Origin of the sequence: Streptomyces sp. NPDC056373, assembly GCF_042262425.1 — a bacterium.
Taxonomy (GTDB): Bacteria; Actinomycetota; Actinomycetes; order Streptomycetales; family Streptomycetaceae; genus Streptomyces.
On sequence record NZ_JBHJPX010000009.1, the window covers coordinates 144806 to 170829 of the forward strand.

Below are 26024 nucleotides of genomic sequence, written 5' to 3' on the forward strand. Positions count from 1 at the left end.
TTGGTTGTTGGGGGCCGCGGTGCGGCCAAGCGTCGCGCGCCCCCGGCCCCCCCGGGCCCCGTAAATTAATTTTCGGCTCCCCCCCCCTTGCGGGCCCCGCGGGCAGTGGGGGGGGCGGCCGCCCCCCCCGCCCGCCCCTCCCTCATGCCTGTTCCTCATGCCTTCCGGGCCGCGAACCAGGCGTCCTCCGCCGCGTAGTCGAAGAGGTCCGGGTAGGCACGGGCGAGGGTGGGGAACGCCTCGCGCCAGTCCTGCTCGGACAGCCGGCGGGTGAGCCACTCGACGGTCTCCGGCAGGCTGTCCGGGTAGGTCACGACCGGCCGGTAGCCCAGCTCCCGTTCCGCGGCGGACATGTCGCACAGCACGGGCCGTTCCACCGACCAGGGCGTAAGGCCCACGGACGCCTGCGCGGGCCCGTCCGGAGTGACCGTCTCCGTCTCCACGCCCATGACCGCGTCCACCGCCGCCCCGATCTGCGACACGGTCGGCGGCTGCGGATCGCAGGCGTTGAGCACCCGCGAGCCCGGCCGGTCCGCCGCCAGCCGGATCAGTTCGGCGATGTTGCGCGCCGCGGAGGTGTGGTAGAGGCTCTCACCCCGGAAGGCGAGCACCTTCCTGCGCCGGCCGTCGAAGTTCCGTTTGACGAAGTACAGCTCGCGGGGGAGCGGGCTGTACGGCCCGTGCACAGCGGCCGGGCGCAGCACGGTCGTGGGCAACCGGTCGGCCGCCGCGAGGAGTTCACGCTCCAGGGCCACCTTGCCCGTGCTGTAGGTGGCGTCCCCCGGCGGGACCGTGACCTGGTCCTCCGTGATCGGCACCGGGTACTCCGGCAGCCCGTCGGGCTCGCCCATGGTGTCGAAGCCGCGGCCCTTGCCGTCCTCGTACACCGACGCCGACGACACCACCACGGCCGCGCCGATCCGGTCGGCCCAGCCCGTGAGCTGCCGTGCGTGCCGGGCCCCGTAGGCGACCAGGTCGACCACGAGGTCGCAGCCGTCGCCGATCAGCGCGCCGAGGGCCGCGTCGTCCTCCCGGTCCAGGCGCGCCGTCCGCACCTCCGAGGGCCGGTCGTCCTGTCTGCCGCCGCCGCGCGAGGCGGCGGTCACCTCCCAGCCGTCCCGCAGCAGCGCCGCCACCGCCGGTTTGCCGATCTGCCCGCCCGCCCCGATCACCACAGCACGTCTCATGCCGCGACCGTAGATCGCCGAAGGCGGGCCGGGGAACGGGCTTCTGCCGGCAGCAGAGCTCAACTGAGGGGCATGCGCCGGAACTTCCGCTCCTTGGCAGCGGCGGCCTCCTCGGCCTTCACCGCGGCCGCGTAGCGGTCGACGTACTCCTGCTCGGACAGGGAGAGGATCGCGTACATGATCTCGTCGGTGATCGCGCGCAGGACGGCCTTCTCGTTCTCCATGCCCTCGTAGCGGGAGAAGTCGAGGGGCTTGCCGAAGCGGATCACCACGGGGTGGATGTTGGGGATGACCTTGCCGGGCGGCTGGGCCTCGAAGGTGCCGATCATCGCGCAGGGAATCACCGGGACGCCGGCCTTGAGGGCCATCACCGCCACCCCGACCTTGCCCTTGTACAGCCGGCCGTCGTGCGAGCGGGTGCCCTCCGGGTAGATGCCGAGCAGTTCGTCCTTGCTCAGCACTCCGAGGCCCTCGCGGATCGCGGCCTGGCCCGCGTCCTTGCCGGAGCGGTCGACCGGGATCTGCCCCGCGCTGCGGAAGAAGAACGCCGTCATCCTGCCCTTGATGCCCGGGCCCGTGAAGTACTCGGCCTTCGCGAGGAAGGTGATGCGCCGTTTGAGGATGGCGGGCATCAGGAAGTGGTCCGAGAACGACAGGTGGTTGCCGGCGATGATGGCGGCGCCCTCCGCGGGAACGTGCTCCAAGCCCTCTATTCGAGGCCGGAAGACCAGTCGCAGCAGCGGGCCCAGCAGCACGTATTTCAGCAGGTAGTAGAACAAAGCGGGCGCTCCTCGACTCTCGCGGTGGCCTCAACCGCCGCGTTCCAGCAGGTCAACCGGCATGTCGTGGGGTGCCAGTGTAGGTGCAGGCGCGTCCACCGGGCACCTCGTGCGGGCGGAGGGCACAGATCCTTCGCCAATTGACTGATGGTCAGTCAGGCGTGCGTGTCCGGTGGTGCTCCTGCGGCTGGGGAGGATCGCGGGACCAGCGTGCTGCGCCACCCGGGTGACGGGCAAGCCGAACGGGCGGGCTGGCGCGATAGCGGGGGTGCGTGACCTGCGGGTGACTCTTGCGGGCGGGACGGGCGCTGTGAGCCGGTGAGCCCGGCGGCTCCGGCGAGTAACCTGCCAGGCATGCGGATCGCTGTTTCCTCGGACATGGACGAACCCGTCGCCCGCTCCCTCGTGGCCGCCCTGCGCGAGCGGGGCCATGAGGTGCGCCCGCACGGCGCGCTGCGCCAGGGGGACGACCCGCAATGGGCGGTGTGCTCCGAGGCGGCGGCCCGCGAGGTCGCCGACGGTACGGCGGACCAGGCGGTGGTGTGCTGCTGGACCGGCACGGGCGCCTCGATCGCCGCGAACAAGGTGCCCGGCGTGCGGGCCGCCCTGTGCACGGACGCCTACACCGCCGACGGGGCGCGCCGCTGGAACGACGCCAACGTGCTCGCGCTCAGCCTGCGGCTGACGTCGCAGCCCCTGCTGACGGAGATCCTCGACGCGTGGTTCGCCGGTGGGCCCAGCGCGGACGCGGAGGACCGGCAGAACGTCGACCGCGTCCGGCTGCTCGACCACGGCAAGACCCGTATGTAGCTCATGCGGCTCATGCAGCTCACAGCCGCACGTAGGTCACAGCCGTATGCCGGTCACAACCGCACGATGATCAGCGCCGTGTCGTCGGTGGCGCCGCCGGGTGGCAGCAACTCGTGGAGAACGGTGTCGGCGAGCGTCTCGGGGTCCTGGCCCCGATGGTCGCGCAGGGCGTCGGCGAGCCGGTCCAGGCCTTTGTCGATGTCCTCGTGGCGCCGTTCGATCAGGCCGTCGGTGTAGAGCACGAGCGTGGCGCCCGGCGCGAACGTTGTCTCGGCCTGGGGTCTCGGGATCGGGTCCGGACGGGCGTCGAGCGGGGTGTCCGTGGCCTGGTCGAGAAACTCCGTGCCGCCGTCCGCGTGGACGAGCACGGGCGGGGGATGGCCGGCGCTGCTGTACGTGATGAGGTAGCGGTCGCAGTCGATGAAGGTCGTGGCGGCGGTCGCCGACTCGGCCCCGTCGATGACGTGGGCGTAGCGCCCCAGCACGTCCAGGGCCTGGGCCGGTCCGTCGGCGACCCGGGAGGCCGCGCTGAGCGCACTGCGCAGCTGCCCCATCACGCCGGCGGCCTCCAGTCCGTGCCCGACCACGTCGCCCACGGCCACGCCGATCCGGTCGCCGCCCACCAGATCGACCAGGTCGTACCAGTCCCCGCACACGTTGAGCGCGCCGACGGCGGGCCGGTACCGGACGGCGGCCGGGTGGTTGCGGACCTGCCGGGGCGCGGGGAGCATCGCCGCCTGGAGCGCCAGCGCCACCTCCCGCTCCCGGGAGTGCGCCTGGCGCAGCCGCTCGTTGAGCTCCTGCAGCTCACGGGCGCGGGTGTACAGCTCGGCCTCCAGCACCCTGGCCCGGCTGCCCCGGTTCTCCGCGGAGCCTCCCCGGGCCCGGATCAGCTCCGTGACCTCCTCCACCCGGTGCAGTATCAGCACGACCTTGCCGTCCGGGCCCAGCAGCGGCGCGTTCACCGGACTCCAGTAGCGCTCCTGCCACTCGCCGGGCCGCTCGGGATCCTCGACGTCGTAGCGCTGCAGGGCCATGGCGTCGCGCTCCCCGGTGGCCAGGACGCGGTACAGCGAGGCCTCCAGGTTGCGCATGCCTGTCGCGGCCGGGTCGTTCGGGTTGTCCGGGAACACGTCGAACAGGTACTTGCCGATCAGCTGCTCCCGCGAGCGGCCGGAGACGCGGACGAACTCGTCGTTGACGTCCGCGTACACGAGCCCGGGCGTCAGGAGCGCCACCATGCCGGGCAGGGCCTTGAAAACCGCACCGTAGTCGATCGCCGTCTCCGCCATGGCTGCCGCCTCACCGCCGCCGGGGTCACACCAGTTTCGCACGGTATGAGAGAAACCTGGGCGTCTTCACTCGGGACGATCGGCCAGGGACTGCTCGGCCCAGATGATCTTCCCCTCGGGAACGAACCGCGTACCCCATCGCTGCGTGAGCTGGGAAACCAGCAAGAGCCCGCGCCCGCCCTCGTCCGTCGTCCGGGGATGACGCAGATGGGGTGTGGTGGCGCCGCCGTCGAGGACCTCGCAGACCAGGGCACGCTCCCTGATCAGCCGGAGCCGGATGGAGCCGGTGGCGTACCGGATGGCGTTGGTGACGAGCTCGCTCACCACCAGCTCCGTGGTGAAGGCCAGCTCCTGAAGGCCCCAGTGCGCCAGCTGCCGGGTGGCCGTGCGGCGGGCGTCTGCGACCACGGCCGGGTCCGACGGCAGGTCCCAGGCCGCGACCTGATCGCTGCCGAGACGTTTCGTCCGGGCCATCAGCAGGGCCACGTCGTCGTACGGGCGGGCCGGGACCAGGGCGTCGACCACGGACCGGCAGTACGACTCCAGCGGGCCCGTCCGCTCCAGGGCCCGGCGCAGCCGCTCCCGGCCCGCGTCGACGGCCCAGCTCTCGCCCCGGGCCAGCAGCCCGTCGGTGTGCAGCGCCAGGGTGCTGTCCTCGGGCAGGGACAGCTCGACCGCCTCGAAGGGCGGACCGCCCACGCCGAGCGGCGGTCCCTGCGGCAGGTCGACGAAGAGGACCGAGCCGTCGGGCCGTACCACGGCCGGGGCGGGATGTCCGGCCGCGGCCAGCGCACACCCCCCGTCGACCGGGTCGTAGACGACGTACAGGCAACCGGAACCCACGCCCGGTGTGCCCGCGGAGCCCATCGTCCCGGGCTCCGCGCCCTCCTCCCGCGCCGAACGCGCCACCAGGTCGTCGAGGTGCGCCAGCACCTCCGCGGGCGGCAGATCCAGAGCCGCCAGGGTCCGCACGGCGGTCCGCAACTGCCCCATGGCCGCGGCGGCGTCGATGCCGTGCCCCGGCACCTCTCCCACGACCAGCGCCACGCGCGCCCCGGACAGCGGGATGAGGTCGTACCAGTCGCCGCCGAGACCGGTCAGTTCGTCCGCCGGCCGGTAACAGGCGGCCACCTCGACGGCGTCCTGCTCGGGCAGGCGGTGGGGGAGCAGACTGCGCTGCAGGACGAGCGCGGCGTCCCGCTCGCGGGTGTAGCGGCGGGCGTTGTCCACGCAGACGCCCGCGCGGGCGACGAGGTCCTCGGCCAGCCGCAGGTCCTCCTCGTCGAAGTGCTCCCGGTGGCCGCGCCGGTAGAAGGTCGTGATGCCGAGGGTGATACCGCGCGAGCGGATCGGCACGGTCATCACACTGTGCAGGCCCAGCTCCCGGAACGTGGCCCGGTGGCCGCTCGGGGTCCTCGTGGTCCAGTCCCGGGTCAGCGGGTCGAGCCGCTCGGCACGCCAGGACCGTCCGGTGGCCAGACACCGGAAGGGCGGCGTTCCGGCCCGGAAGGCCACCCCCTCGCCGATCTCGATGACGGCCTCCACGAGATCGTCCTGCGCGGACCGGTAGCCGGCGCGGCGCAGCTCCACCGGCCCCTCCGAGTCCGCCAGCGGCCCGGGCACCGGCTCGCCGCCCCGCAGCACCGTCTCCAGCAGGTCGACGGTGACGAAGTCGGCCAGCCCCGGCACGGCCACATCCGCCAGTTCCTGTGCGGTGCGCGTGAGGTCCAGGCTGCGGCCGATGCTCTCGCCCGCCCGGTCGAGCAGCGCCAACCGCTGTCGCGCACGGTGCCGCTCGGTCATGTCCACGACCGTGTAGTACACGCCGATGGGATGGCCCCGGTCGTCCTCGAGGCGGGTGAACGACAGCATGTGCGCCGTCTCGCGCAGCGGGGCCGAGCGGATATGGCCCACGTGCTCGTAGCCGATCACCGGCTCGCCGGTCTCCAGCACGTGCCGCATCTGCGCCTCGACCGCCTGGGCGTCCATGCCCGGCTGCACGTCCGCGAAGCGCAGCCCGAGCCGGCGCGCCGCCGGACCGCCGCCGAACTGCTCCAGGGCGGCGTTCGACCACACGAAGCGCAGGTCCGTGTCCACGATCGCGATACCGACCGGGGCGCCCGCCGCCATCTGTTCCAGGACCGTGCGGCTCATGTCCCAGCCGGGGGCGTCGGACAGCTCCGACAGGAGCAGCAGCCAGCGCGCGCCGCCCTGGCCCTCCTCGGCCGAGGCGATGCGGGCCGCGACCTTCACCGGCCGCCCGTCCCTGCGGCGGGCCGTCAGCAGCCCCGTCCAGCCGCCGTCCCTGCGGCACCGCTCGACCAGGTCCGGTACGCGCTGAGCGTCCTCGGCGGCCAGCAGGTCGGCCAGCTTCCTGCCGACCGCCTCGGCAGCCGGGTACGCCAGCAGCCGCCGGGCAGCGTCGGTCCAGCCCGTCACCACGCCCTGTGGATCGAGCAACAGGGGCGCCGCGTCGGCCACATCGAACCGCTGCCGGGCAACGCCGTACACCTCGTCTGCGCCCACGGCCGACCTCTCTGTCGCTGAGAGTGGTCTACCACCTCTTGCCTCAATCTTCACCCATCCGGCGACGCTGGGCGGCTCGTGCAGGGCCGGTCGGGGCCCCGCGCCGGACGCGCCGGACGCCGTCCCGGACGCCGGACGAAGAACGGCGGCTCCCTGGGGGAGAGCACGGCGGGCTCCCTCCGCGCCGCGGACGATGCGGGTCGAGGCGAGGCGAGGCGACCCGGGGGCGAGCACGTCGGCCGGACTCCGTCCGCGCGGCGGAGAGGCCGGGCAGTGTCGGCGCCCTCGCCACCGCGCCGAACGCCCTCGCGTCCGACGACACCGTCAGCGCCGGGGGCGAGGCGGCGGACGCCCGGCGTGCAGGCCTCCCGGTGTGCACGCCTGCACGCCGCCCCCGGCCCTGCGACCTCAGTCCCTTCGTCCCGAGGCCGGAGCCCCCGGCCCTGCGACCTCAGCTCCTTCGTCCCGAGGCCGGAGCCCCCGCCCCTGCGACCTCAGGCCCTCTGTCCCAGCGCCTTCTCCAGCGCCCCGAGTGCCCCCGTCAGCTCCTCGCCCGTGATGGTGAGCGGTGGGGCCAGGCGGATCGTGGAGCCGTGGGTGTCCTTCGCCAGGACCCCCTGGCGCATCAGGCGTTCGCTGATCTCGCGGCCGGTGCCGAGCGCGGGGTCGATGTCGACGCCCGCCCACAGCCCGCGCGAGCGGAAGCCCACCACGCCCTTGCCGACCAGCCCCGTCAGACCGTCGCGCAGGATCGTGCCCAGCTCGGCCGCCCGGCGCTGGAACTCACCCGTCTCCAGCAGCTCCACGACCGCCGTACCGACCGCCGCCGCCAGCGGATTGCCGCCGAACGTCGAGCCGTGCTCACCCGGGTGCAGCACCCCGAGCACCTCCCGTCGCCCGACCACCGCCGACACCGGCACGATGCCACCGCCCAGCGCCTTGCCCAGCAGCAGCACGTCCGGCACCACCGGCTCGTGCTCGACCGCGAGCGTCCGGCCCGTACGGCCGAGCCCGGACTGGATCTCGTCCGCGATGAACAGACAGCCCTTGCGGCGGGTCAGCTCCCGCACGCCGGCCAGATAGCCCTCGTCCGGGATGATCACCCCCGCCTCGCCCTGGATCGGCTCGATCAGCACCGCCGCCGTCGTGTCGTCGACCGCCGCCTCCATCGCGGCCAGATCGTTGTACGGCACCACCCGGAAACCGGGCGTGAACGGCCCGAAGCCCGCCCGGGCCGTCTCGTCGGTGGAGAAGCTGACGATCGTCGTCGTACGCCCGTGGAAGTTGTCCGCCGCGACCACGATCGTCGCCCGGCCGGCCGGCACGCCCTTGACGTCGTAGGCCCACTTGCGGGCCACCTTCACCCCGCTCTCCACCGCCTCCGCTCCGGTGTTCATGGGCAGCACCATGTCCATGCCGGTCAGCGCCGCCAGCCGCTCCGCGAACTCGGCGAGCCGGTCGTTGTGGAAGGCGCGCGAGGTGAGCGTCAGCCGGTCCAGCTGCCGGTGGGCCGCCTCGATCAGCACCGGGTGCCGGTGGCCGAAGTTGAGGGCCGAGTAGCCGGCCAGCATGTCGAGGTAGCGACGCCCCTCCACGTCCTCCACCCAGGTGCCCTCGGCGCGGGCGACGACCACCGGCAGCGGGTGGTAGTTGTGCGCGAGGACCGGCTCCTCCGCGCGGATCAGCTCCTGCGAGCCGCGCGTCTCCTGCGCGTCACGGGCCTCCCGCGGGCCACGGGCCCCCTGCGGGTCCTCGGTGCGGACGGGTGCGGTCATGAGCGGATCTCCCGGATCTCCTGGGTGCAGCACTTGATGCCGCCACCGGCCTTGTGGAACTCGGACAGGTCGACGGGGACGGGGACGTAACCGCGGTCGGCCAGTTGCCCGGCCAGGCCCGTCGCCCCCGGTGAGATGAACACGTGGCGCCCGTCGGAGACGGAGTTGAGCCCGAACGCCATCGCGTCCTCGCGGGTGGCGAGCACCGCGTCCGGGTACAGCCGGGCCAGCACCTCGCGGCTGCCCGGCGAGAACGCCCCGGGGTAGTAGGCGATGTTCCCGTCGTGCCCCTCGTCGAGGACGAACAGCGCCGTGTCCAGGTGGTAGAAGTACGGATCCACCAGCGTCAGGCTGATCACCGGCGTCCCGAGGTACTCCTGCACCTCGCTGTGGGCCTCCCGGGTCGTCCGGAAGCCAGTCCCGGCCAGGATCCAGCGGCCGGCCGGCACCAGGTCGCCCTCGCCCTCGCACACCGACTCGGGGTGGTAGACGTCGTAGCCCTCCGTCTTGAACCACGCCTCGTACGGCACGGACTCGGGACGGCGCTCGGGCGCGTGGAAGAGCGAGCCGAAGACGCGGCCGTCGACGACGACCGCCGCGTTCGCGGCGAAAACCATGTCGGGCAGGCCGGGAACGGGTTTCACACTGTCCACGGTATGGCCGTGGACGCGGTAGGTGTCGACCAGCGCCTGCCACTGGTCCAGGGCGCGGATGACGTCGACGGGTTCGTCGGGATGCATCCACGGGTTGATCGCGTACTGCACGGCGAAGTGTCTGGGTTCGCAGACGAGGTAGCGCCGCCGGCGCGGCACACGGGAGTCGGGCACAGAGGGGTCCCTCCGCTTCCTCACGGTGTGTGACTGGGGGTTGACACAACGGTAGGAACCGGGGGTGGTGCCCGACAAGAAACAAAGATTGCGCGTTGGCGCAGGAATGCTGCGTCTTCCAGGCGCTCAGCGCACGTCTGCTGCGCCGCCGGAGACACCTTCGGGGGCCGGATGACTCGCCCCCGCCTCCGGGCTCTCCGGCAGCAGATGGGACAGCACCATCACGCTGATCGTCTTCCGGATGAACGGCTCCTGCCGGATCCGTTCCAGCACCTCCTCGAAGTGCTCCACGTCCCGCGCCCGCACGTGCAGCAGCGCGTCCGCGCCGCCCGTCACGGTCATCGCCGCGGCGATCTCCGGGTAGTCGCGCACCACTTCCGCCAGCCGCCGCGGCGGGGCGGCGCCCTCGCAGTACACCTCGACGTAGGCCTCGGTGCGCCAGCCCAGCGCCGACGGCTTCACCGTCGCCGAGAAGCCGGTGATCACGCCCGTCTCGCGCAACCGGTCGACCCGCCGCTTGACCGCCGTCGCCGACAGCCCGATCGCCGTGCCGATCTCGGCGAACGACGTCCTCGCGTTCGCCATCAACGCGGTGATGATCTTCCGGTCGAGTTCGTCGAACGGCGTGGACCTGCTGTTCATGCGGGCACTGTATCCACCGGCACCCCGGCCCGCGCCCGGCGGACGCGAGCACCGTATCCAGCGGATACGTCCACCCCCGGCACGTGTCCAGACGTACGGATCACCCCTACACTCCGGGTTCATGCTGCGTGCCCTGGCTGTCGACGACGAACGCCCCTCCCTGGAGGAGCTGCTGTACCTCCTGCACGCCGACCCCCGCATCGGCAGCGCGGAGGGCGCCGGCGACGCGACCGAGGCGCTGCGCCGCATGAACCGTGCCCTGGAGTGCGGCCCGGGCGGGCCCGAGGCCATCGACGTCGTCTTCCTCGACATCCAGATGCCCGGCCTCGACGGTCTCGACCTCGCCCGGCTGCTCACCGGCTTCGCCCGGCCGCCGCTGGTCGTGTTCGTCACCGCCCACGAGGACTTCGCCGTGCAGGCCTTCGACCTCAAAGCCGTCGACTACGTCCTGAAGCCGGTCCGCAAGGAACGCCTCGCGGAAGCCGTCCGCCGGGCCGCCGAACTGCGCGGCGCCGCCCCGCGCATCCCCGTGCACGAACCCGACCCCGACCACATACCCGTCGAACTAGGCGGCGTGACCCGCTTCGTCGCCGTCGACGACATCACCCACGTCGAGGCCCAGGGCGACTACGCCCGCCTGCACACCGACAAGGGCAGCCACCTGGTGCGCATCCCGCTGTCCACCCTGGAGGAGCGCTGGCGCACCCGCGGCTTCGTCCGCATCCACCGCCGTCACCTCGTCGCCCTGCACCACATCGGCGAACTCCGCCTCGACGCGGGCACCGTCAGCGTCCTGGTCGGCTCCGAGGAACTCCAGGTCAGCCGGCGCCACACGCGCGAACTGCGCGACCTGCTCATGCGGAGGCCGTGACGGTGCCCCAGGACCACACCGAACGCCGCGTCGTCGTCACGGGCCCACCGCGGCAGCCCTTTCCCCACGCCCGGCTCCGCTCGCGCGGCCGGTACCCCCAGATCTCCTCCGGCCATTACCGTCCGCGCACCGAGATCGACGAGCAGACCACCCTCGGCCACACCTATGTCCGCTCCCTGATGCGCACCCAACTGCGCGCCGCCCTCACCGTGTTCGCGCTCCTCGGCCTGCTCGTCGGCCCGCTCCCGCTGCTCTTCGCCGCGATGCCCGACGCCCGCCGCCTGGAATGGACCGTCCTCGGCTTCGGCCTCTACGTCCCGCTGGTGCTGCTCGCCCGCTGGTACGTCCGCCGCGCCGAGCGCAACGAACGCGACTTCGTACGCCTCGTCGAAGACCGCTGAAGTCCCGTGACGTCCCACCGATGAACTCCGGCCTCTGATGAACTCCAGCTACGCCGTCCCCGCCGTCGCCCTCGTCGTCGTCGCGACCGTCCTCGTCGGCGCCTTCGGTCTGCGCATCTCCCGCACCACCTCCGACTTCTACGTCGCCTCCCGCACCGTGGGCCCCCGCCTCAACGCCGCCGCCATCAGCGGCGAATACCTCTCCGCCGCCTCCTTCCTCGGCATCGCGGGCCTCGTCCTCGTCCAGGGCCCCGACATGCTCTGGTACCCGGTCGGCTACACCGCCGGCTACCTCGTCCTGCTCCTCTTCGTCGCCGCCCCGCTGCGCCGCTCCGGCGCCTACACGCTCCCCGACTTCGCCGAGGCCCGCCTCGCCTCCCAGGCCGTACGGCGCCTGGCCGGTGCCTTCGTCGTCGGCGTCGGCTGGCTGTACCTGCTGCCCCAGCTCCAGGGGGCCGGGCTGACCCTGAACGTGCTGACCGGGGCGCCCGACTGGCTCGGCGGAGTGATCGTCGCCGTCGTCGTCACCGCCACCGTCGCCGCCGGCGGTATGCGCAGCATCACCTTCGTGCAGGCCTTCCAGTACTGGCTGAAACTCACCGCCCTGCTCGTCCCCGCCCTGTTCCTGGTCCTCACCTGGCAGAGCGACGGAGCACCACGGCACGCCTTCGACGAACCGGCCAGCTTCCGCGAACAGCGCGTGGTCCGCGTCGACGACTCGATCGACCTCGAACTGGACCGGCCCCTGGGCGTCACCGTGACCGGCACCGTCGACGGCCGGACCCACACCGGCACACACCTGGAACTCACCCCCGGAAGCCACCACATCGAGCGCGGCACCCGGCTCACCTTCGCCCGGGGCGCCCCCGTCCCCGAGGGCGAGCGCGGCGGCGGCGACCTGTCCCCGTCGCAGGCCGAGAGCCGGGAGGAACGCCCGCTGTACGCCACGTACGGGCTGATCCTCGCCACGTTCCTCGGCACCATGGGCCTGCCGCACGTCGTGGTCCGCTTCTACACCAGCCCGCACGGCGTCGCCGCCCGCCGCACCACCGTCGCGGTCCTCGGCCTGATCGGCGCCTTCTACCTCCTGCCCCCCGTCTACGGCGCCCTCGGCCGCCTCTACGCCCCCGAACTCACCCTCACCGGCGACCCGGACGCCGCCGTCCTCCTGCTGCCCGACCGCATGATCGGGGGAGTGGGCGGCGACCTGCTGGGCGCGTTCGTCGCCGGCGGCGCCTTCGCCGCGTTCCTCTCCACGGCCTCCGGCCTGACCATGGCGGTCGCGGGCGTCCTCACCCAGGACGTCCTGCCGTCCCGGGGCGTGCGGCACTTCCGCCTCGGGACGGTCCTCGCCATGGCCGTGCCCCTCGCGGCGAGCGTCCTGGTCGGCGGGCTGCCGGTCGCCGACGCCGTCGGGCTGGCCTTCGCCGTCTCGGCGTCCTCGTTCTGCCCCCTGCTCGTCCTCGGCATCTGGTGGCGACGGCTCACCCCGCCAGGAGCCGCCGCCGGGATGCTGGTCGGCGGCGGCTCCGCCCTGCTCGCCGTCGCCGCCACCATGGCGGGCTACCCGGGCGAGGGAGCCGCCCTGCACGCCCTGCTGGCCTGGCCCGCGCTGTGGTCGGTGCCCCTGGGCTTCCTCACCATGGTCCTGGTGTCCCTGGCCACCCCCGGCCGCGTTCCGCCCGGCACGGCGGCGGTCCTGGCCCGGTTCCACCTGCCCGAGGAACTGCGCTCCGAGGTGAGCGCATGAGCGGGTTCCTGGCGGGGCTGTGCGCCGCCGTGCTCCCGGTGCTCGCCCTCGGGGTCTGGCTCGGCCGGCGCACCGCACGGGCCAAGAGCCTCGCCGGCCTCGGCACCCCCGTCGAGCACGCCACCTTCGAGACCCTGCACACGGCGTCCCTCGCCGCGCCCCCGCTGCGGGCGGGCCTGACGGAGGAGACCGCCCGCAAGTCCGCCCGCAAACTCCGCTCCCTGCTGGGAACGGACGCCCTCTGCCTCACCGACCGGGGGCAGGTCCTGGTCTGGGACGGCGACGGCGCCCACCACCGCACCGAGATCATGGATCGCCTCGCGGGCCCCCTGGAAACCGGGCGCGGCGAGGCCTTCCGGCTCACCTGCGACAGGCTCGACTGCTCGGTGCGCTGGGCGGTCGTCGCCCCGCTCACCGTCGACGACCGGGTGCACGGCGCGCTCGTGGCCTGCGCGCCGCGTGAGTCGGCGGTGCTCGTCCGGGCTGCCGGCGAAGTCGCCCGCTGGGTCTCGGTCCAGCTGGAACTGGCCGATCTCGACCAGTCCCGCACCCGCCTCATCGAGGCCGAGATCAAGGCGCTGCGAGCACAGATCTCCCCGCACTTCATCTTCAACTCGCTCGCGGTGATCGCCTCGTTCGTCCGCACCGACCCCGAGCGCGCCCGCGAACTGCTCCTCGAATTCGCGGACTTCACCCGCTACTCGTTCCGCCGGCACGGCGACTTCACCACCCTCGCCGAGGAGCTCCACGCCATCGACCACTACCTGGCGCTGGTGCGGGCACGCTTCGGCGAACGCCTCTCCGTCACCCTCCAGATAGCGCCGGAGGTGCTGCCGGTGACCCTGCCGTTCCTCTGCCTTCAGCCGCTCGTCGAGAACGCCGTCAAGCACGGCCTGGAGGGCAAGGCCCCGTCCTCGGGCAAGTGCCACATCCAGATCACCGCACAGGACGCGGGCGCCGAGGCCCTCGTGGTGATCGAGGACGACGGCGCGGGCATGGACCCCGGCCTGCTCCGCCGCATCCTCGCCCGCGAGGTCAGCCCCTCGGGCGGCATCGGTTTGTCCAACGTCGACGACCGGCTCCGCCAGGTCTACGGCGACGACTACGGGCTCGTCATCGAAACCGCGGTGGGAGCCGGCATGAAGATCACCGTCCGGCTCCCCAAGTACCAGCCCGGCGTGCACCCCGCGGGCCGGCTGACCAGGGAGTGAGCCGCGCCACCGGCTGACCACGACCGGCCGGCCGGGCGGGGCGGTGAGCCGTCAGGTGCTGCGCGTGGTGACCGCCAGTCCCAGCGTGATCAGGCCCAGGACGACCCAGCCGAACCACAGCCAGCCGTTGCTCCCGAGCGCCACCGTGTAGGCCGTCACCAGGACCAGCCCGCCCAGCGTGAGCGCTCCCATCGTCTTCGTCGAGTTGGAACCGTTCGTGGAACCGGGCATCGCAACACCCTCCTCGGGTTCGGTCCCTCCATGGTGCCCGGCGGACGCCCGGCGCGCACGGCCCGTACCGAAGAGGTCTTCAGCGCCCCGGCGTGTTCAGCGAGGCCAGATAGGCGTTGTACGCCTCCAGCTCCTTGTCCCCGTCGCGGTCGGCGGCCCGGTCCTCGCGCCTGGCCTGCCGCTGGTCCGAGGCGTACCACTGGAACAGCAGCGCCACCAGCACCAGCACGGAGGGGATCTCGCTGAACGCCCAGGCGATGCCGCCGGCCGCGTTCTGGTCGGAGAGCGCGTCGATGCCGAGCGAGCCGGGCGGGTTCTTGAACGTCTCGACCATCGGCTGGGACGCCATCATCAGCGCGATCCCGAAGAACGCGTGGAAGGGCATGCCCGCGAACAACTCCAGCATCCGCATCAGGTAGCCCGGGCGGTGCGGGCCCGGGTCCACGCCCATGATCGGCCAGAAGAACACCAGGCCGACGGCGAGGAAGTGCACCATCATCGCGATGTGGCCCGCCTTGGAGCCCATCAGGGTGTCGAAGATCGGAGTGAAGTACAGGCCGTACAGGCTCGCGATGAACAGCGGGATCGTGAACGCCGGGTGCGTGATGATCCGCATGTACCGGCTGTGCAGGAACATCAGCAGCAGCTCACGCGGCCCCTTGCGGCCCCGCCCCGCCGTGGGCAGCGCCCGCAGCGCCAGCGTGATCGGCGCCCCGAGCAGGATGAGGATGGGCGACACCATGCTGATGACCATGTGCTGCACCATGTGCACGCTGAACATGACCATCCCGTAGTCGTTCAGCCCGGTGCACATCATCAGCACGATGCTGAGCACGCCCAGGACGTAGGCGACCGTACGCCCCACCGGCCACTTGTCCCCGCGCCGGACGAGCCGCACGACACCCCACCCGTACAGGGCCAGCCCGGCCAGGCAGGCGACGAGGAAGAACGGGTCCGCCGACCACTCCAGACCTCGCCCCAGCGTGAACGGCGGCAGATCCATGGTCATGCCGTGCCCGCTGTGATCCATTCCGCCGGCTCCTGTTTCGTGGGGGTGTGCAGCAGTCTGTCCGCCGACAAGAGTAGAACCGCCCCCGGTCGCGGCTACGACCGGGGGCGGTTCGAGGCCCCTCAGGGGCGCGGGACTGTATTGGATCTGCGGCTCCGCCGCGTGGGCGCGATCAACCACACACAACCCGCACCCGGCAGGCAGGCACAGCCTCAGAGAACGGTCTCCGCCTCGTCGTACCGGTCGTCGGGAACGGTCTTCAGCGTCTCCACAGCCTCGGCCAGCGGCACCATCACGATGTCGGTCCCCCGCAGCGCGGTCATCTGCCCGAACTCACCCCGGTGCACCGCCTCCACCGCGTGCCACCCGAACCGCGTGGCCAGCACCCGGTCGTAGGCGGTCGGCGTACCGCCCCGCTGCACGTGCCCGAGGATCACCGGCCGGGCTTCCTTCCCGAGGCGCCCCTCCAGCTCCACGGACAGCTGCCGGGCGATCCCGGCGAACCGCTCGTGCCCGTAGATGTCCTTGCCGCCCTCGTCGAACTCCATGCTCCCGGCCCGGGGCTTCGCCCCTTCCGCCGCCACGACGATCGCGAAGCGCTTGCCCGCCTCGAACCGCTCGCCGACCCGCCTGGTCAGTTCCTCTATGTCGAAGGGCCGCTCGGGCACGACGATGGCGTGCGCACCGGCCGCCATGCCGGAGTGCAGCGCGATCCAGCCGGTGTGCCGGCCCATGACCTCGACCACCAGGACCCGCTGGTGGGACTCGGCGGTGGTCTTCAGCCGGTCCAGGGCCTCGGTCGCCACGCCCACGGCCGTGTCGAAGCCGAAGGTGACGTCCGTGACCGCGATGTCGTTGTCGATGGTCTTCGGCACGCCCACGACGGGCAGGCCGCTGTCCGACATCAGCCGCGCGGCCTTGAGCGTGCCCTCGCCGCCGATGGGGATGATCGCGTCGAGGCCGAGCTCCTCGACATGGCCCCTGGCCCGCTCCACACCGTCCCGCAGATGGGAGGGCTGGACCCGGGAGGACCCGAGAATCGTGCCGCCGCGGGCGAGGATGCCACCCACCGCGTCGAGGTCGAGCTTGAGGTAGTCGCACTCCAGGAGGCCCTTCCAGCCGTCCCGGAAGCCGATGACCTCGTCGCCGTGGTCGACGACGGCGCGGTGCACGACGGACCGGATGACGGCGTTCAGGCCGGGGCAGTCGCCGCCGGACGTGAGGACACCAATGCGCATAGCCCGAAATACCTTCTCAACGTGGGCCGGGGACCGGACCACGTTGTCCGGCTGGAATCCCCGCCACCCTAGCGGCACCGAGGGGCCGGACCGAAGCGCGCGTCCGCCTGCTGGACCACCCCGCTCACCTGTGCGGATGGACCGTCATACGGGCTGTTGACCAGCAGGTTGACGCGTGCTTCCCGCATGCTGCCCGGACGCGCTCAGGCAGGCTGCTGAGCAGCCGCGATGCGCTCGTTGCGAAGGGCCTCGTACCACTGGTCGTCGGTGGGCGGCAGCGCGTTGACGTCGAGGGCCAGCTTCAGCAGCAGGTCCGCGATCAGCGGGTTGCGCGCGAGCACCGGCCCGTGCATGTACGTGCCGAAGACGGTGTCGTTGTACGCGCCCTCGGTGCCGTCGCCCGTGCCGTTGCCGTTGCCGAAGCGCACCTGGGCGAGCGGGCGTGCGGTGGGGCCGAGGTGGGTGACGCCCTGGTGGTTCTCGAAGCCCGTCAGCGGGGGCAGGCCGAGGCGGGCGTCGATGTCGCCCAGCACGTCCCCGACGCACCGCGCGCCCTCGCCGCGCGTCGACACCACGTCCAGCAGCCCGAGGCCGGGCTCGCGCTGGCCGAGGTCGTTGATGAACTCGTGGCCGAGGATCTGGTAGCCGGCGCACACCGAGAACACGATGGCGCCGTTCTCCACGGCCCGCTGCAGTCCGCCGTCCCGGCGCAGCCGCTCGGCGGCGAGCCGCTGCGGCCGGTCCTCGCCGCCGCCGATCAGGTAGATGTCGCCGGAGGTCGGGATCGGCTGGTCGCTGCGCACGTCCAGCCGGGCCACGTCCAGGCGGCGCTGCCGCGCGCGGCGCTCCACGACGAGGACGTTGCCCTGGTCGCCGTAGGTGCTGAGCAGGTCGGGATAGATCCAGACGACCCGCAGTTGGTTGTCGCTCACAAAAGTCCCCTGACGTCTCGTGCTCAGTTGCCGACGCGGCGGCGCAGGTCCTGGAACGCCGTGTAGTTGGCGATGACCTCGATGCGCCCCGGCGGGCACGCCGCCACGGCCTGGTCGAGGTTGTCGTAGACCTGGAAGTGCTGGTCGGCGACCTCCAGGCGCACCGCCAGGTCCAGCCGCCGGTCGCCGACGACGCAGATCGGGTGGCCGGTCAGACGCGTGTAGTCGACGTCCCACAGCCAGGAGGTGTCGGTGCCGTCGGCGCCGCGCGCGTTCACCGAGAGGATGACCGGCGTGGGCGGCGGGTCGATCAGGGAGAACGTCTCCAGCCAGCCGGCCGGGTTCTTCGCGAGCAGCAGCCGCAGGTCACGGCCCTGGAACTGGACGACGTCGTAGCGCCCTGCCACCGCCTGCACCTGGTACATGCGCTCCAGCGCGACCTGCGGCGGTACGCCGAACACGGCGGCGACGGCGGCCGAGGAGGCGGCGTTGGCCTTGTTGGCGCGGCCGGGCAGCTGGAGGTGGATCGGCCAGGCCGAGCCGTGCGGGTCGAGGACGTGGTCGCCTGAGAGAGCCCAGCTCGGCGTGGGACGGCGGAAGCCGCACTCGCCGCAGAACCAGTCGTCGCCCGGGCGCTGCATGACGCCACCGCACGACGGGCAGGACCAGGCGTCGTCCTTCCACATCTGCCCGGCTGCGACCCAGATCACATTGGGGGAGGACGACGCCGCCCACACGACCAGCGGGTCGTCGCAGTTGGCCACGACCACCGACTTGGAGCCCGCGAGGCCCTCCCGCCAGTTCTCGGCGAGCATGCGGGTCTCGGCGGCCCGGTCGAGCTGGTCCCGCGAGAGGTTGAGCAGGGCGATGCACTTCGGGGCGGTGTCCCGGGCGACGCCCGCGAGGTACTTCTCGTCGACCTCGATGACGCCGTAGCGGGCGTCGGAGCTGCCGGCGAGGGCCGAGGTGATGCCGGCCGGCATGTTGGCGCCGAGCGCGTTCGAGACGACGGGTCCCGCCGCGCGCAGGGCCTCGGCGATGAGCCGGGTGGTGGTGGTCTTGCCGTTCGTCGCGGAGACCAGGATCACGTCCAGGTTCTGGGCGAGCGTGGCGAGGAGGTCGGGGTCGAGCCGGAGAGCCACCCGGCCGCCGATCACCGAACCGCTGCCGCGTCCTGCGGCACGGGATGCCGCTGCGACCGCCTTGCCCGCGGTCACGGCCAGCTTGGCCCGCGGCGAGAGCGGGTCCGAGTTGCCTGCCATCAGTTCTCGATCCTCCTTGCGTACGCGCCGCGCCTTGAAGCCTGACGGCCACGTGGTGTGGACCTCAGCCTATCGAGATCCATTCGCACTCCCGAACCGCGGCACTGTGGCGAACTCGTGTGGGAGACGCGGACCGACAGGACCTTACTCTTGCCGCCATGCGACAGAGCTCCATCCCCGGCGCCCACGGCCGCGTGAGACCCCTCACCCTGCACGGCGATCCGCTGCTGCACACCCCCTGCGCGGAGGTCACCGACTTCGGCCCCGAACTGGCCCGCCTCGTCGAGGACTTGTTCGCGACGATGTACGCCGCCCAGGGTGTCGGCCTCGCCGCCAACCAGGTCGGCGAGTCCCTGCGGGTGTTCGTCTACGACTGCCCGGACGACGAGGACGTCCGCCATGTGGGCCATGTGGTCAATCCCCGTCTGACCGAGCAGGACGGCGTGGTGATCCGTGGCCCGGAGGGCTGCCTGTCCCTGCCGGGCCTGGAAGCGGGCACGGAACGCCACGACCACGCGGTCGTCGAGGGCTTCACGGTGACGGGAGAACCCGTCACCGTCCACGGCACGGGCTTCTTCGCCCGCTGCCTGCAACACGAGTGCGACCACCTGGAGGGCCGGATCTACGCGGACCATCTCAAGGGCTGGCGCCACCGGAGACTGATGCGGCAGGTGTCCCGGGCATCTTGGAACGCCTGAGGGTCATCGCCTCAGGGCACCGGGGCACCGGGGCGCCCGGGCTCTTGGAGCGCCCGGGCGGCAACGCCTCAGGGGCGCGGGGAACTGCGCGACCAGCCCCCACCGGTCCGCACACGACTTGCGAGGGTCAGAACCCGGGACCTCCCACCCGATCCCCCGCAGCAGCAAGCCGCCCCCACAACAGATCAGCCAGACTCCGAACCAACTCGGCCCGCGAACAGGGCCGTTCCCCCAGCCACCAGTCCCCGGCCGCATGCATCATGCCGACGATCCCGTGCCCCCACACGCGAGCGAGCTGCTGCCCGCCCGGCCCGAGATCCAGCCGCTCCTCGATGACCTGCGCCAGCTCCTCACCCATCCGCCGCAGCAACGGCGCGCTGTGCTTGCCGACATCGAACCCCGGGTCCCCCGGCTGGCCCCCCTCCGCGGGGTGCATCAGGAACCGGTACACCTGGGGCCGCAGCTCGATCGCCGTGAGGTACGTGTCCAGCGTCGCCTCGACCCGCTCCCGCCGGTCCGCCGGCGCGTCCAGCGCCGCCCGCAGCGAGTCCAGCAGGGCGTCCGTGTGCCGCATGGCAAGGGCCGCGTAAAGTCCGCCCTTGTCGCCGAAGTGCCGGTAGAGGATCGGCTTGGTGATGCCGGCCTCCGCCGCGATCGCGTTCATCGATGCCTGCGGTCCGTCGCGCAGCACCACCCGGTCGGCGGCCTCCAGCAGCTCACGCCGGCGGCGGTCGGCGGACCGTTGCTGATCGGTCCGCTGCGTGGTGTCCATGGTCTCTCCCCACCCGTGCTGTTTCCATGACGCCTGCGAAAACTAACACTGAAGCGTGCCCCCGACACCGAACGGGTGCCGACCGGTCGGTAGGAGTTGACTTCGACTACCCGCCGGTAACAGACTGGTGTTACCGCAAGTAACATGCATGTGTGCCGCTGGAGGGGACGACATGGCCGAGTTCACCATGGAGCTCAACGACGAACAGAAGGAGGTCCGGGACTGGCTGCACGGCTTCGCGGCCGATGTGATCCGCCCCGCGGCCGCCGAATGGGACGAGCGTGAGGAGACTCCCTGGCCGGTCATCCAGGAGGCCGCCAAGGTCGGCATCTACTCCCTGGACTTCTACGCCCAGCAGTACTTCGACTCGACCGGCCTCGGCATCCCCATGGCGATGGAGGAGCTGTTCTGGGGAGACGCGGGCATAGCCCTGTCCATCGTCGGCACCGGCCTCGCCGCCGTAGGAGTCCTCGCCAACGGCACCGAGGAACAGATCGGCACCTGGATCCCCCAGATGTACGGCGACGCCAACGACGTCAAGGTGGCCGCGTTCTGTTCCTCCGAGCCGGACGCCGGCTCCGACGTGGCCTCCATGCGCACCCGGGCCGTGTACGACGAGGCCAAGGACGAGTGGGTGCTCAACGGCACCAAGACCTGGGCGACCAACGGCGGCATCGCCAACGTCCACGTCGTCGTCGCGGTCGTCGACGCCGAGCTCGGCTCCAAGGGGCACGCCTCCTTCATCGTCCCGCCGGGGACGCCGGGTCTCGCCCAGGGCCAGAAGTTCAAGAAGCACGGCATCCGCGCCTCGCACACCGCCGAGGTCATCCTGGACAACGTGCGCGTTCCCGGCTCCTGCCTGCTCGGCGGCAAGGAGAAGCTGGACGAGCGGCTGGCCCGGGCCCGGGAGCGGGCCAAAGCGGGCGGCGAGCGCGTGAAGAACGCGGCCATGGCCACGTTCGAGGCCTCGCGCCCGGCGGTCGGCGCCATGGCCGTCGGCACCGCCCGCGCCGCCTACGAGGTCGCCCTCGACTACGCGAAGACGCGCGAGCAGTTCGGCCGGCCGATCATCGACAACCAGGGCGTCGCCTTCCAGCTCGCCGACATGCGGACGTCCATCGACGCGGCCCGGCTGCTGGTGTGGCGCGCCTCCTGGATGGCGATCAACGGCAAGCCGTTCACGGCGGCCGAGGGCTCGATGTCCAAGCTCTTCGCGAGCGAGACGGCCAAGAAGGTCACGGCCCAGGCGATCCAGATCCTCGGCGGCAACGGCTACACCCGGGAGTACCCCGTGGAGCGGATGCACCGGGACGCTGCCATCTACACCATCTTCGAGGGGACGAGCGAGATCCAGCGCCTGGTCATCGCCCGCACCCTCGCCGGTGTGCCCATCCGCTAACGGTGCCGGAGCGGCGTCAGCTGCTCGATGTCGTAGCGCGCCCGCAGCTTCTCGATCGCCGCCTGGTCAGGAGGGCCCCCGCCGTCGAGGATCTCCAGCAGTTCCTCGAAGTACCGCTCGTGGTCGGGCGGCGGGCTCGCCTGGAAGAACATCTTCGCCGGTGTGTCGGTCGGGTTGGCGAACGCGTGCGGGCACCCCGGCGGCACGGCGATCACCGTCCCGGGCGTCGCCCGCACCACCCGGTTGCCCGAAGTGGACTCCCACGCCCGCCAGTTGCCGGGTGTGCGGATCCGCGGCTCGAAGGCGAGGACGTCCAGCTCGCCCTCGAGCACGTAGAACAACTCCTCGCTGCGGGTGTGTACATGGGCCCCGACGTCGAAGCCCGGGGGCACGACCACCTCGAAGGTGGAGGCCGTGCGGGAGTGCGTGCCGGTCACCTTGAAGGTGACGCGCTGGGCGGGGGTCTCCATGATCCGGCCGTGGCCGGGTGGGACGAGCAGTCCTTCCGTCGCGGTCATCGCCGGATCACCAGGTCACGGGCAGGGACTCGGGCCCGCGCAGCCGCGTGCCCGCCCTGAGGAGCAGCTCGTCTGCGGGAACGGAGAGCCGAAGGCCCGGCACGCCGTCGAGGAGCGCGTCGACCAGGAGCTCCGACACCGTCCGGCCCGGCAGGCCGCCGGGCCAGTGGTGCGGGCCGCGGCCGAAGGAGACCTGCGGGTTCGGGCCGAGGCCGAGGTCGCTCGTGCCCGGCCCGGGGACGACGTCCGCGTCGCGACGGGGGAGCCCGCGCAGCAGTTCGTCTACGGCCCGGGGACGCGTCTCCGGTTCGGCGCGCAGCCGTTCGGCGAGGTCGGGACAGGCCAGCAGGACGCGGAACAGCCGGACACTCTGGTCGGTGACCGCCTCGCCGCCGATCCGGAGGAGGACCGCGAGACCGGCCGCCTCGTCCAGGGTCACCTCCGCACGGCTCACGGCGGCTCCGAGCAGGGAAGCGGCGTCCTCGCCGGTGCTGCCCGCGCGCAGGCCGATGAGCTCGGAGAAGTAGGCGCCCATCTCCCTCCCGGCCTTCGCGCCGGCCTCGGTGCCGTGCGAGGAGAGGATCAGCCGGGTCCAGGCGCGCATACCCTGCCGGTCCGCGGGCGGGACGCCCATCAGCTCGCAGATCACCGCGTCGGCGAAGGGGCTGAGCACAGCCTCGGTCAGGCCGGCGGGCGGGCCGTCCTGCAGCAACTCGTCGACCAGTTCCGCCAGCATGCGCCGGCAGCGCTCACGCACCCGCTCCATACCCCGCACCGTGAAGGCTGCGGCGACGGCGCGGCGCGACCGGGCGTGGGCCGACGGGTCCAGCAGGAGGGCGGAGTCGCCGCCCGGGTCGACCACGGCGCCGGCCGGGTCGACCACGGCACCGGCCGGCCCGGGCGCGGGCCGGTCCAGGACCTGGGTCGGGTCCGGGTCCGGGGCCGCGGTGATCGTCTCTTCGCTCATGTCACCTCGTCCCGTCCGCGCCGTGCCAGCGGCCCAGGGCCATCTCGGCGGTGATGCCGGGGCCGAACCCGGCGAGCAGCCCGCGCGCCCGGTGCTCGGTGCCGCCCTCGTCGAACAGCCGGCGCAGCGCGTCGAGGACGACGGCGCTGGCGATGTTGCCGTACTCGGTGAGCGTGGCCCGGCTGAACCGGAAGGCGTGCGGGTCGACGTGCAGGAAGGTGCTGAGGTCGTCGAGGATACGGGGGCCACCCGCGTGGACGATGTAGAAGTCCAGGTCGGAGGCGTCCCAGCCGTGTTCATCGGCCAAGTCCTTCAGCACGGGCGCGAGCGGTTCCATCGTCGCCGGCACCCGCTTGTCCAGCAGGAAGTGGAAGCCGGTGGCCTTCACGTCGTACGTGATCCAGTCCTCGGTCTTGGGGATCAGAAACGAGCCGTTGCGTTCCAGCCGGACGCCCTCGCCGCCCCGGCCGCGGACCGCGGCGGCGGCGATGCCGTCACCGAACAGGCCGTTCGACAGCAACGAGCCGACACCCATGTCGGTGGGCTGGTAGCACAGCGAGCAGAACTCGCACGCCACGATCAGCGCGTTGGCCTGCGGGTAGGCCGTGCAGAAGTCGTGGGCCCGGTTGATGGCCGCGCCGCCCCCCGCGCAGCCGAGCTGGGCTATCGGAAGCTGCCGGGTCGTCGGCTCGAAGCCCATCTCGTTGATCAGCCAGGCCGTGAGCGAGGGCATCATGAAACCCGTGCACGACACGTAGACGATCAGGTCCACTTCCGTGGTGAGCAGCTCGGCGTCGTCGAGCGCCCGCTGGACGACCGCGGGCACCCGGGCCTTCGCCTCGGCCTCGTAGAGCTTGTTGCGGTCCTCGAACCCGGGGTGCTTCAGCGTCTCCTCGACGGGCTGCACGATGTGCCGGGTGCGCACCCCGGTGTTCTCTATCAGCCTCAGGGCCAGCGGCAGTTGGGGATGCCCGGCGTGACGCTCACGCGCCAGCTCCAGGGTCTCCTCCATCGTGATCACGTGCTCCGGAACGGACACCGAGGGTCTGCACAAAGTCGCCATGAGCCGCGCCTGCTTTCGCCGCCCGGAAGGCCCTGAGCCCCCCGGTCAGAAGTGGGTCACCTCAAGGGGTGGTCCACTCACGATCACCCGCCGGTACGCCGACTTCGCGCGGAGCTACTCCGTATCGGGGACGCCGTGTTCCGCACCCGGGCGCGTCAGGTGCGTGTCGGGGCGCGGGGAACCGCGCGAGCATCCCCGGCACTCGCACCACTCAGGTCGCGGTCCCACTGCTGTGCGCGATACAGGCCACATCGATCCGGTCGGCCAGCTTCGCCAGCTCGATGGCCAACTCGGCGACCGTGTCCTCGTCCAGCCCCGACTCCCCGCCCTCCACGAGCCGCACCCACCGACCCCCCACCGTCCGCAAGAGCTTGCTGACATCCGCCGCAGCCACCTGCAGGGTCCCGCGGTCGTCGACGATCAGAGGCAGAGTCACTTCGCGGTTCACAGACGGGATCGTAGCCCCGCAACACTCACGCACCATGCCAAACAGTGGTGATGTTGCAGAACTCGCGGATTCCGTGCCCGGACAGCTCACGCCCGTAGCCGGACCGCTTCACACCGCCGAACGGGAACGCCGGATGGGACGCGGTCATGCCGTTGAAGAACACCCCGCCCGCCTCGAGATCCCGGGCGAACCGGTCGACCTCCGCCTCGTCCCGGGTCCAGACGTTCGAACTCAGCCCGAACGGGGAGTCGTTGGCGATCAGAACGGCCTCGTCCAGGTCGGCCGCCCGGTACAGCGTCGCGACCGGCCCGAACGCCTCCTCGCGGTGGATCCGCATCTCGCGGGTGATGCCGGCCAGGATCGTCGGCGCGTAGTACCAGCCCGGCCCGTCCGGCCGTTCGCCACCGCACAGCACCTGGGCCCCGCCGCGCACCGCGTCGTCGACCAGCTCTTCCACGTCGCGCAGTCCCTGCTCGCTGGAGAGCGGGCCCACCTGGGTGTCGTCGGCCATCGGGTCGCCGACCGTCAGCGCCTTCATGCCCTCGGCGAACCGCTCGGCGAAGGCGTCGTAGACGTCCGTGTGCACGATGAACCGCTTCGCGGCGATGCAGGACTGCCCGTTGTTCTGCACGCGCGCGGTCACCGCGACCTCGGCGGCCCGGTCGATGTCGGCCGAGGGCATGACGACGAACGGGTCGCTGCCGCCCAGCTCCAGCACCGTCTTCTTGACCATCTCGCCGGCGGTGGAGGCGACCGCGCGCCCAGCGGGCTCGCTGCCGGTGAGCGTGGCGGCCTTGACCCGCTCGTCGCGCAGGATCTCGTCGACCGCCCCGGAGCCGATGAGCAGGGTCTGGAAGGCGCCCTCGGTGAAGCCCGCCCGGTGGAAGAGGTCCTCCAGGTAGAGGGCGGTCTGCGGGACGTTCGAGGCGTGCTTGAGCAGGCCCACGTTGCCCGCCATCAGCGCGGGCGCGGCGAACCGGACCACCTGCCACAGCGGGAAGTTCCACGGCATCACCGCCAGCACCGGGCCCAGCGGCCGGTAACGCACCCGTACGCGTGACGCGCCGGAGTCCTTCACGTCGGAGCCGGCGGGTTCCTCGTCGGCGAGCAGTTCCTCGGCGTGGTCGGCGTACCAGCGCATCGCCTTGGCGCACTTCGCCGCCTCGGCGCGGGCCTGCTGAATCGGCTTGCCCATCTCGGTGGTCATCACGCGGGCGATGTCCTGCTGGTCCTCCTCGAGGAGGTCGGCGGCCCGGTGCAGCAGCCGGGCACGCTCGTCGAAGGTCGTCGTCCGGTACGTGCGGAACGTGGCCTCCGCGAGCTGGAGCCGGCGCTCGATCTCCTGCTCGCCCATGGCCTCGTACGTCTTGAGCGTCTCGCCGTTCGCCGGGTTCACCGTTGCGATGGGCATGACCG

24 protein-coding genes and 1 pseudogene are annotated in these 26024 nt (G+C 72.0%); 7 read left to right on the forward strand and 18 right to left on the reverse strand.

Annotation, left to right across the window (positions count from 1 at the left end; genetic code table 11):
* Nucleotides 1–155 precede the first annotated feature (155 nt).
* The gene (locus ACFCXS_RS20450) at nucleotides 156–1187 is read right to left on the reverse strand and encodes an NAD-dependent epimerase/dehydratase family protein (RefSeq protein ID WP_376644763.1); all 1032 of its coding nucleotides are present in this window, start codon (nucleotides 1185–1187) and stop codon (nucleotides 156–158) included.
* Nucleotides 1188–1246: 59 nt separating this feature from the next.
* Nucleotides 1247–1966, reverse strand: a complete 720-nt coding sequence (locus tag ACFCXS_RS20455) for a lysophospholipid acyltransferase family protein (protein WP_376644764.1) — start codon at nucleotides 1964–1966, stop codon at nucleotides 1247–1249.
* A 354-nt stretch (nucleotides 1967–2320) separates the two neighbouring features.
* On the opposite strand from ACFCXS_RS20455, the gene ACFCXS_RS20460 reads away from it, so the two are divergent.
* On the forward strand, nucleotides 2321–2776 hold the full coding sequence (locus tag ACFCXS_RS20460) for an RpiB/LacA/LacB family sugar-phosphate isomerase (RefSeq protein ID WP_376644765.1): 456 nt from the start codon (nucleotides 2321–2323) through the stop codon (nucleotides 2774–2776).
* A 53-nt stretch (nucleotides 2777–2829) separates the two neighbouring features.
* Here the strand turns inward: ACFCXS_RS20460 and ACFCXS_RS20465 are convergent, their stop codons facing one another.
* The 5 genes from ACFCXS_RS20465 to ACFCXS_RS20485 form a co-directional block, all read right to left on the reverse strand.
* Nucleotides 2830–4068 carry a PP2C family protein-serine/threonine phosphatase gene (locus ACFCXS_RS20465; protein ID WP_376644766.1) on the reverse strand — a complete coding sequence of 413 codons (1239 nt, stop codon included), beginning with the start codon at nucleotides 4066–4068 and terminating at the stop codon, nucleotides 2830–2832.
* Between the two features lie 66 nt (nucleotides 4069–4134).
* The gene (locus ACFCXS_RS20470) at nucleotides 4135–6594 is read right to left on the reverse strand and encodes a SpoIIE family protein phosphatase (RefSeq protein WP_376644767.1); all 2460 of its coding nucleotides are present in this window, start codon (nucleotides 6592–6594) and stop codon (nucleotides 4135–4137) included.
* 494 nt (nucleotides 6595–7088) lie between these two features.
* Nucleotides 7089–8369, reverse strand: a complete 1281-nt coding sequence (gene rocD / locus ACFCXS_RS20475; RefSeq protein ID WP_376644768.1) for an ornithine--oxo-acid transaminase — start codon at nucleotides 8367–8369, stop codon at nucleotides 7089–7091.
* The gene (ddaH, locus tag ACFCXS_RS20480; protein WP_376644769.1) at nucleotides 8366–9196 is read right to left on the reverse strand and encodes a dimethylargininase; all 831 of its coding nucleotides are present in this window, start codon (nucleotides 9194–9196) and stop codon (nucleotides 8366–8368) included. The genes rocD and ddaH overlap by 4 nt, the downstream gene beginning before the upstream one ends.
* Nucleotides 9197–9322: 126 nt before the next feature.
* Nucleotides 9323–9838, reverse strand: coding sequence for an Lrp/AsnC family transcriptional regulator (locus tag ACFCXS_RS20485; protein ID WP_362046076.1), 516 nt, complete (start codon nucleotides 9836–9838; stop codon nucleotides 9323–9325).
* 121 nt (nucleotides 9839–9959) lie between these two features.
* Between ACFCXS_RS20485 and ACFCXS_RS20490 the strand changes: the two genes are divergently transcribed.
* The 4 genes from ACFCXS_RS20490 to ACFCXS_RS20505 are packed head-to-tail and all read left to right on the forward strand — an operon-like array spanning nucleotide 9960 to nucleotide 14071.
* Nucleotides 9960–10709, forward strand: coding sequence for a LytR/AlgR family response regulator transcription factor (locus ACFCXS_RS20490; protein ID WP_376644770.1), 750 nt, complete (start codon nucleotides 9960–9962; stop codon nucleotides 10707–10709).
* 2 nt (nucleotides 10710–10711) lie between these two features.
* Nucleotides 10712–11110 carry a hypothetical protein gene (locus ACFCXS_RS20495; RefSeq protein WP_376644993.1) on the forward strand — a complete coding sequence of 133 codons (399 nt, stop codon included), beginning with the start codon at nucleotides 10712–10714 and terminating at the stop codon, nucleotides 11108–11110.
* A 37-nt stretch (nucleotides 11111–11147) separates the two neighbouring features.
* On the forward strand, nucleotides 11148–12860 hold the full coding sequence (locus ACFCXS_RS20500) for a cation acetate symporter (RefSeq protein WP_376644771.1): 1713 nt from the start codon (nucleotides 11148–11150) through the stop codon (nucleotides 12858–12860).
* Nucleotides 12857–14071, forward strand: coding sequence for a sensor histidine kinase (locus tag ACFCXS_RS20505; protein ID WP_376644772.1), 1215 nt, complete (start codon nucleotides 12857–12859; stop codon nucleotides 14069–14071). The genes ACFCXS_RS20500 and ACFCXS_RS20505 overlap by 4 nt, the downstream gene beginning before the upstream one ends.
* Nucleotides 14072–14122: 51 nt before the next feature.
* Here ACFCXS_RS20505 and ACFCXS_RS20510 read toward each other — a convergent pair whose 3' ends face one another.
* From ACFCXS_RS20510 to ACFCXS_RS20530, 5 genes are all read right to left on the reverse strand, one after another.
* Nucleotides 14123–14302 carry a hypothetical protein gene (locus ACFCXS_RS20510; RefSeq protein ID WP_376644773.1) on the reverse strand — a complete coding sequence of 60 codons (180 nt, stop codon included), beginning with the start codon at nucleotides 14300–14302 and terminating at the stop codon, nucleotides 14123–14125.
* Nucleotides 14303–14381: 79 nt separating this feature from the next.
* A complete protein-coding gene (locus ACFCXS_RS20515) occupies nucleotides 14382–15332 on the reverse strand; it encodes a cytochrome c oxidase assembly protein (protein ID WP_376644774.1) in 951 nt (316 codons plus the stop codon).
* Nucleotides 15333–15523: 191 nt separating this feature from the next.
* On the reverse strand, nucleotides 15524–16549 hold the full coding sequence (locus tag ACFCXS_RS20520; protein ID WP_376644775.1) for a 6-phosphofructokinase: 1026 nt from the start codon (nucleotides 16547–16549) through the stop codon (nucleotides 15524–15526).
* Between the two features lie 203 nt (nucleotides 16550–16752).
* The gene (locus ACFCXS_RS20525) at nucleotides 16753–17481 is read right to left on the reverse strand and encodes a type 1 glutamine amidotransferase (protein WP_221758932.1); all 729 of its coding nucleotides are present in this window, start codon (nucleotides 17479–17481) and stop codon (nucleotides 16753–16755) included.
* Nucleotides 17482–17504: 23 nt separating this feature from the next.
* A complete protein-coding gene (locus tag ACFCXS_RS20530) occupies nucleotides 17505–18743 on the reverse strand; it encodes a MurT ligase domain-containing protein (protein WP_376644776.1) in 1239 nt (412 codons plus the stop codon).
* A 158-nt stretch (nucleotides 18744–18901) separates the two neighbouring features.
* On the opposite strand from ACFCXS_RS20530, the gene def reads away from it, so the two are divergent.
* Entirely contained in the window at nucleotides 18902–19441 is a 540-nt protein-coding gene (gene def / locus ACFCXS_RS20535) for a peptide deformylase (protein WP_376644777.1), read from the forward strand.
* Nucleotides 19442–19568: 127 nt separating this feature from the next.
* Here the strand turns inward: def and ACFCXS_RS20540 are convergent, their stop codons facing one another.
* A complete protein-coding gene (locus ACFCXS_RS20540; RefSeq protein ID WP_376644778.1) occupies nucleotides 19569–20213 on the reverse strand; it encodes a TetR family transcriptional regulator in 645 nt (214 codons plus the stop codon).
* Between the two features lie 172 nt (nucleotides 20214–20385).
* On the opposite strand from ACFCXS_RS20540, the gene ACFCXS_RS20545 reads away from it, so the two are divergent.
* Nucleotides 20386–21612 (forward strand): acyl-CoA dehydrogenase family protein, encoded by a 1227-nt coding sequence (locus ACFCXS_RS20545; RefSeq protein ID WP_376644779.1) that lies wholly within the window; start codon nucleotides 20386–20388, stop codon nucleotides 21610–21612.
* Here the strand turns inward: ACFCXS_RS20545 and ACFCXS_RS20550 are convergent.
* From ACFCXS_RS20550 to ACFCXS_RS20570, 5 genes and pseudogenes are all read right to left on the reverse strand, one after another.
* Nucleotides 21609–22130: a cupin domain-containing protein gene (locus ACFCXS_RS20550; RefSeq protein WP_376644780.1), complete on the reverse strand. Its 522-nt coding sequence runs from the start codon at nucleotides 22128–22130 to the stop codon at nucleotides 21609–21611. The genes ACFCXS_RS20545 and ACFCXS_RS20550 overlap by 4 nt on opposite strands.
* A 7-nt stretch (nucleotides 22131–22137) precedes the next feature.
* Nucleotides 22138–23097 (reverse strand): cytochrome P450, encoded by a 960-nt coding sequence (locus ACFCXS_RS20555; RefSeq protein WP_376644781.1) that lies wholly within the window; start codon nucleotides 23095–23097, stop codon nucleotides 22138–22140.
* Nucleotide 23098: 1 nt separating this feature from the next.
* Nucleotides 23099–24166 (reverse strand): annotated as a pseudogene (locus tag ACFCXS_RS20560) (type III polyketide synthase); the annotation flags it as partial.
* Between the two features lie 205 nt (nucleotides 24167–24371).
* Nucleotides 24372–24608 (reverse strand): DUF6213 family protein, encoded by a 237-nt coding sequence (locus ACFCXS_RS20565; RefSeq protein WP_033307522.1) that lies wholly within the window; start codon nucleotides 24606–24608, stop codon nucleotides 24372–24374.
* Nucleotides 24609–24633: 25 nt separating this feature from the next.
* Nucleotides 24634–26019: an NADP-dependent succinic semialdehyde dehydrogenase gene (locus tag ACFCXS_RS20570; protein WP_376644782.1), complete on the reverse strand. Its 1386-nt coding sequence runs from the start codon at nucleotides 26017–26019 to the stop codon at nucleotides 24634–24636.
* Nucleotides 26020–26024 lie beyond the last annotated feature (5 nt).

Coding starts and splice junctions, on each gene's coding strand:
- ACFCXS_RS20540 (WP_376644778.1), bottom strand. CDS start 20,213: ATGGACACCACGCAGCGGACCGATCAGCAACGGTCCGCCGACCGCCGC.
- ACFCXS_RS20485 (WP_362046076.1), bottom strand. CDS start 9,838: ATGAACAGCAGGTCCACGCCGTTCGACGAACTCGACCGGAAGATCATC.
- ACFCXS_RS20490 (WP_376644770.1), top strand. CDS start 9,960: ATGCTGCGTGCCCTGGCTGTCGACGACGAACGCCCCTCCCTGGAGGAG.
- ACFCXS_RS20460 (WP_376644765.1), top strand. CDS start 2,321: ATGCGGATCGCTGTTTCCTCGGACATGGACGAACCCGTCGCCCGCTCC.
- ACFCXS_RS20530 (WP_376644776.1), bottom strand. CDS start 18,743: ATGGCAGGCAACTCGGACCCGCTCTCGCCGCGGGCCAAGCTGGCCGTG.
- ACFCXS_RS20505 (WP_376644772.1), top strand. CDS start 12,857: ATGAGCGGGTTCCTGGCGGGGCTGTGCGCCGCCGTGCTCCCGGTGCTC.
- ACFCXS_RS20550 (WP_376644780.1), bottom strand. CDS start 22,130: ATGACCGCGACGGAAGGACTGCTCGTCCCACCCGGCCACGGCCGGATC.
- ACFCXS_RS20570 (WP_376644782.1), bottom strand. CDS start 26,019: ATGCCCATCGCAACGGTGAACCCGGCGAACGGCGAGACGCTCAAGACG.
- ACFCXS_RS20510 (WP_376644773.1), bottom strand. CDS start 14,302: ATGCCCGGTTCCACGAACGGTTCCAACTCGACGAAGACGATGGGAGCG.
- def (WP_376644777.1), top strand. CDS start 18,902: ATGCGACAGAGCTCCATCCCCGGCGCCCACGGCCGCGTGAGACCCCTC.
- rocD (WP_376644768.1), bottom strand. CDS start 8,369: ATGACCGCACCCGTCCGCACCGAGGACCCGCAGGGGGCCCGTGGCCCG.
- ACFCXS_RS20555 (WP_376644781.1), bottom strand. CDS start 23,097: ATGAGCGAAGAGACGATCACCGCGGCCCCGGACCCGGACCCGACCCAG.
- ACFCXS_RS20450 (WP_376644763.1), bottom strand. CDS start 1,187: ATGAGACGTGCTGTGGTGATCGGGGCGGGCGGGCAGATCGGCAAACCG.
- ACFCXS_RS20500 (WP_376644771.1), top strand. CDS start 11,148: ATGAACTCCAGCTACGCCGTCCCCGCCGTCGCCCTCGTCGTCGTCGCG.
- ACFCXS_RS20545 (WP_376644779.1), top strand. CDS start 20,386: ATGGCCGAGTTCACCATGGAGCTCAACGACGAACAGAAGGAGGTCCGG.
- ACFCXS_RS20515 (WP_376644774.1), bottom strand. CDS start 15,332: ATGGATCACAGCGGGCACGGCATGACCATGGATCTGCCGCCGTTCACG.
- ACFCXS_RS20465 (WP_376644766.1), bottom strand. CDS start 4,068: ATGGCGGAGACGGCGATCGACTACGGTGCGGTTTTCAAGGCCCTGCCC.
- ACFCXS_RS20520 (WP_376644775.1), bottom strand. CDS start 16,549: ATGCGCATTGGTGTCCTCACGTCCGGCGGCGACTGCCCCGGCCTGAAC.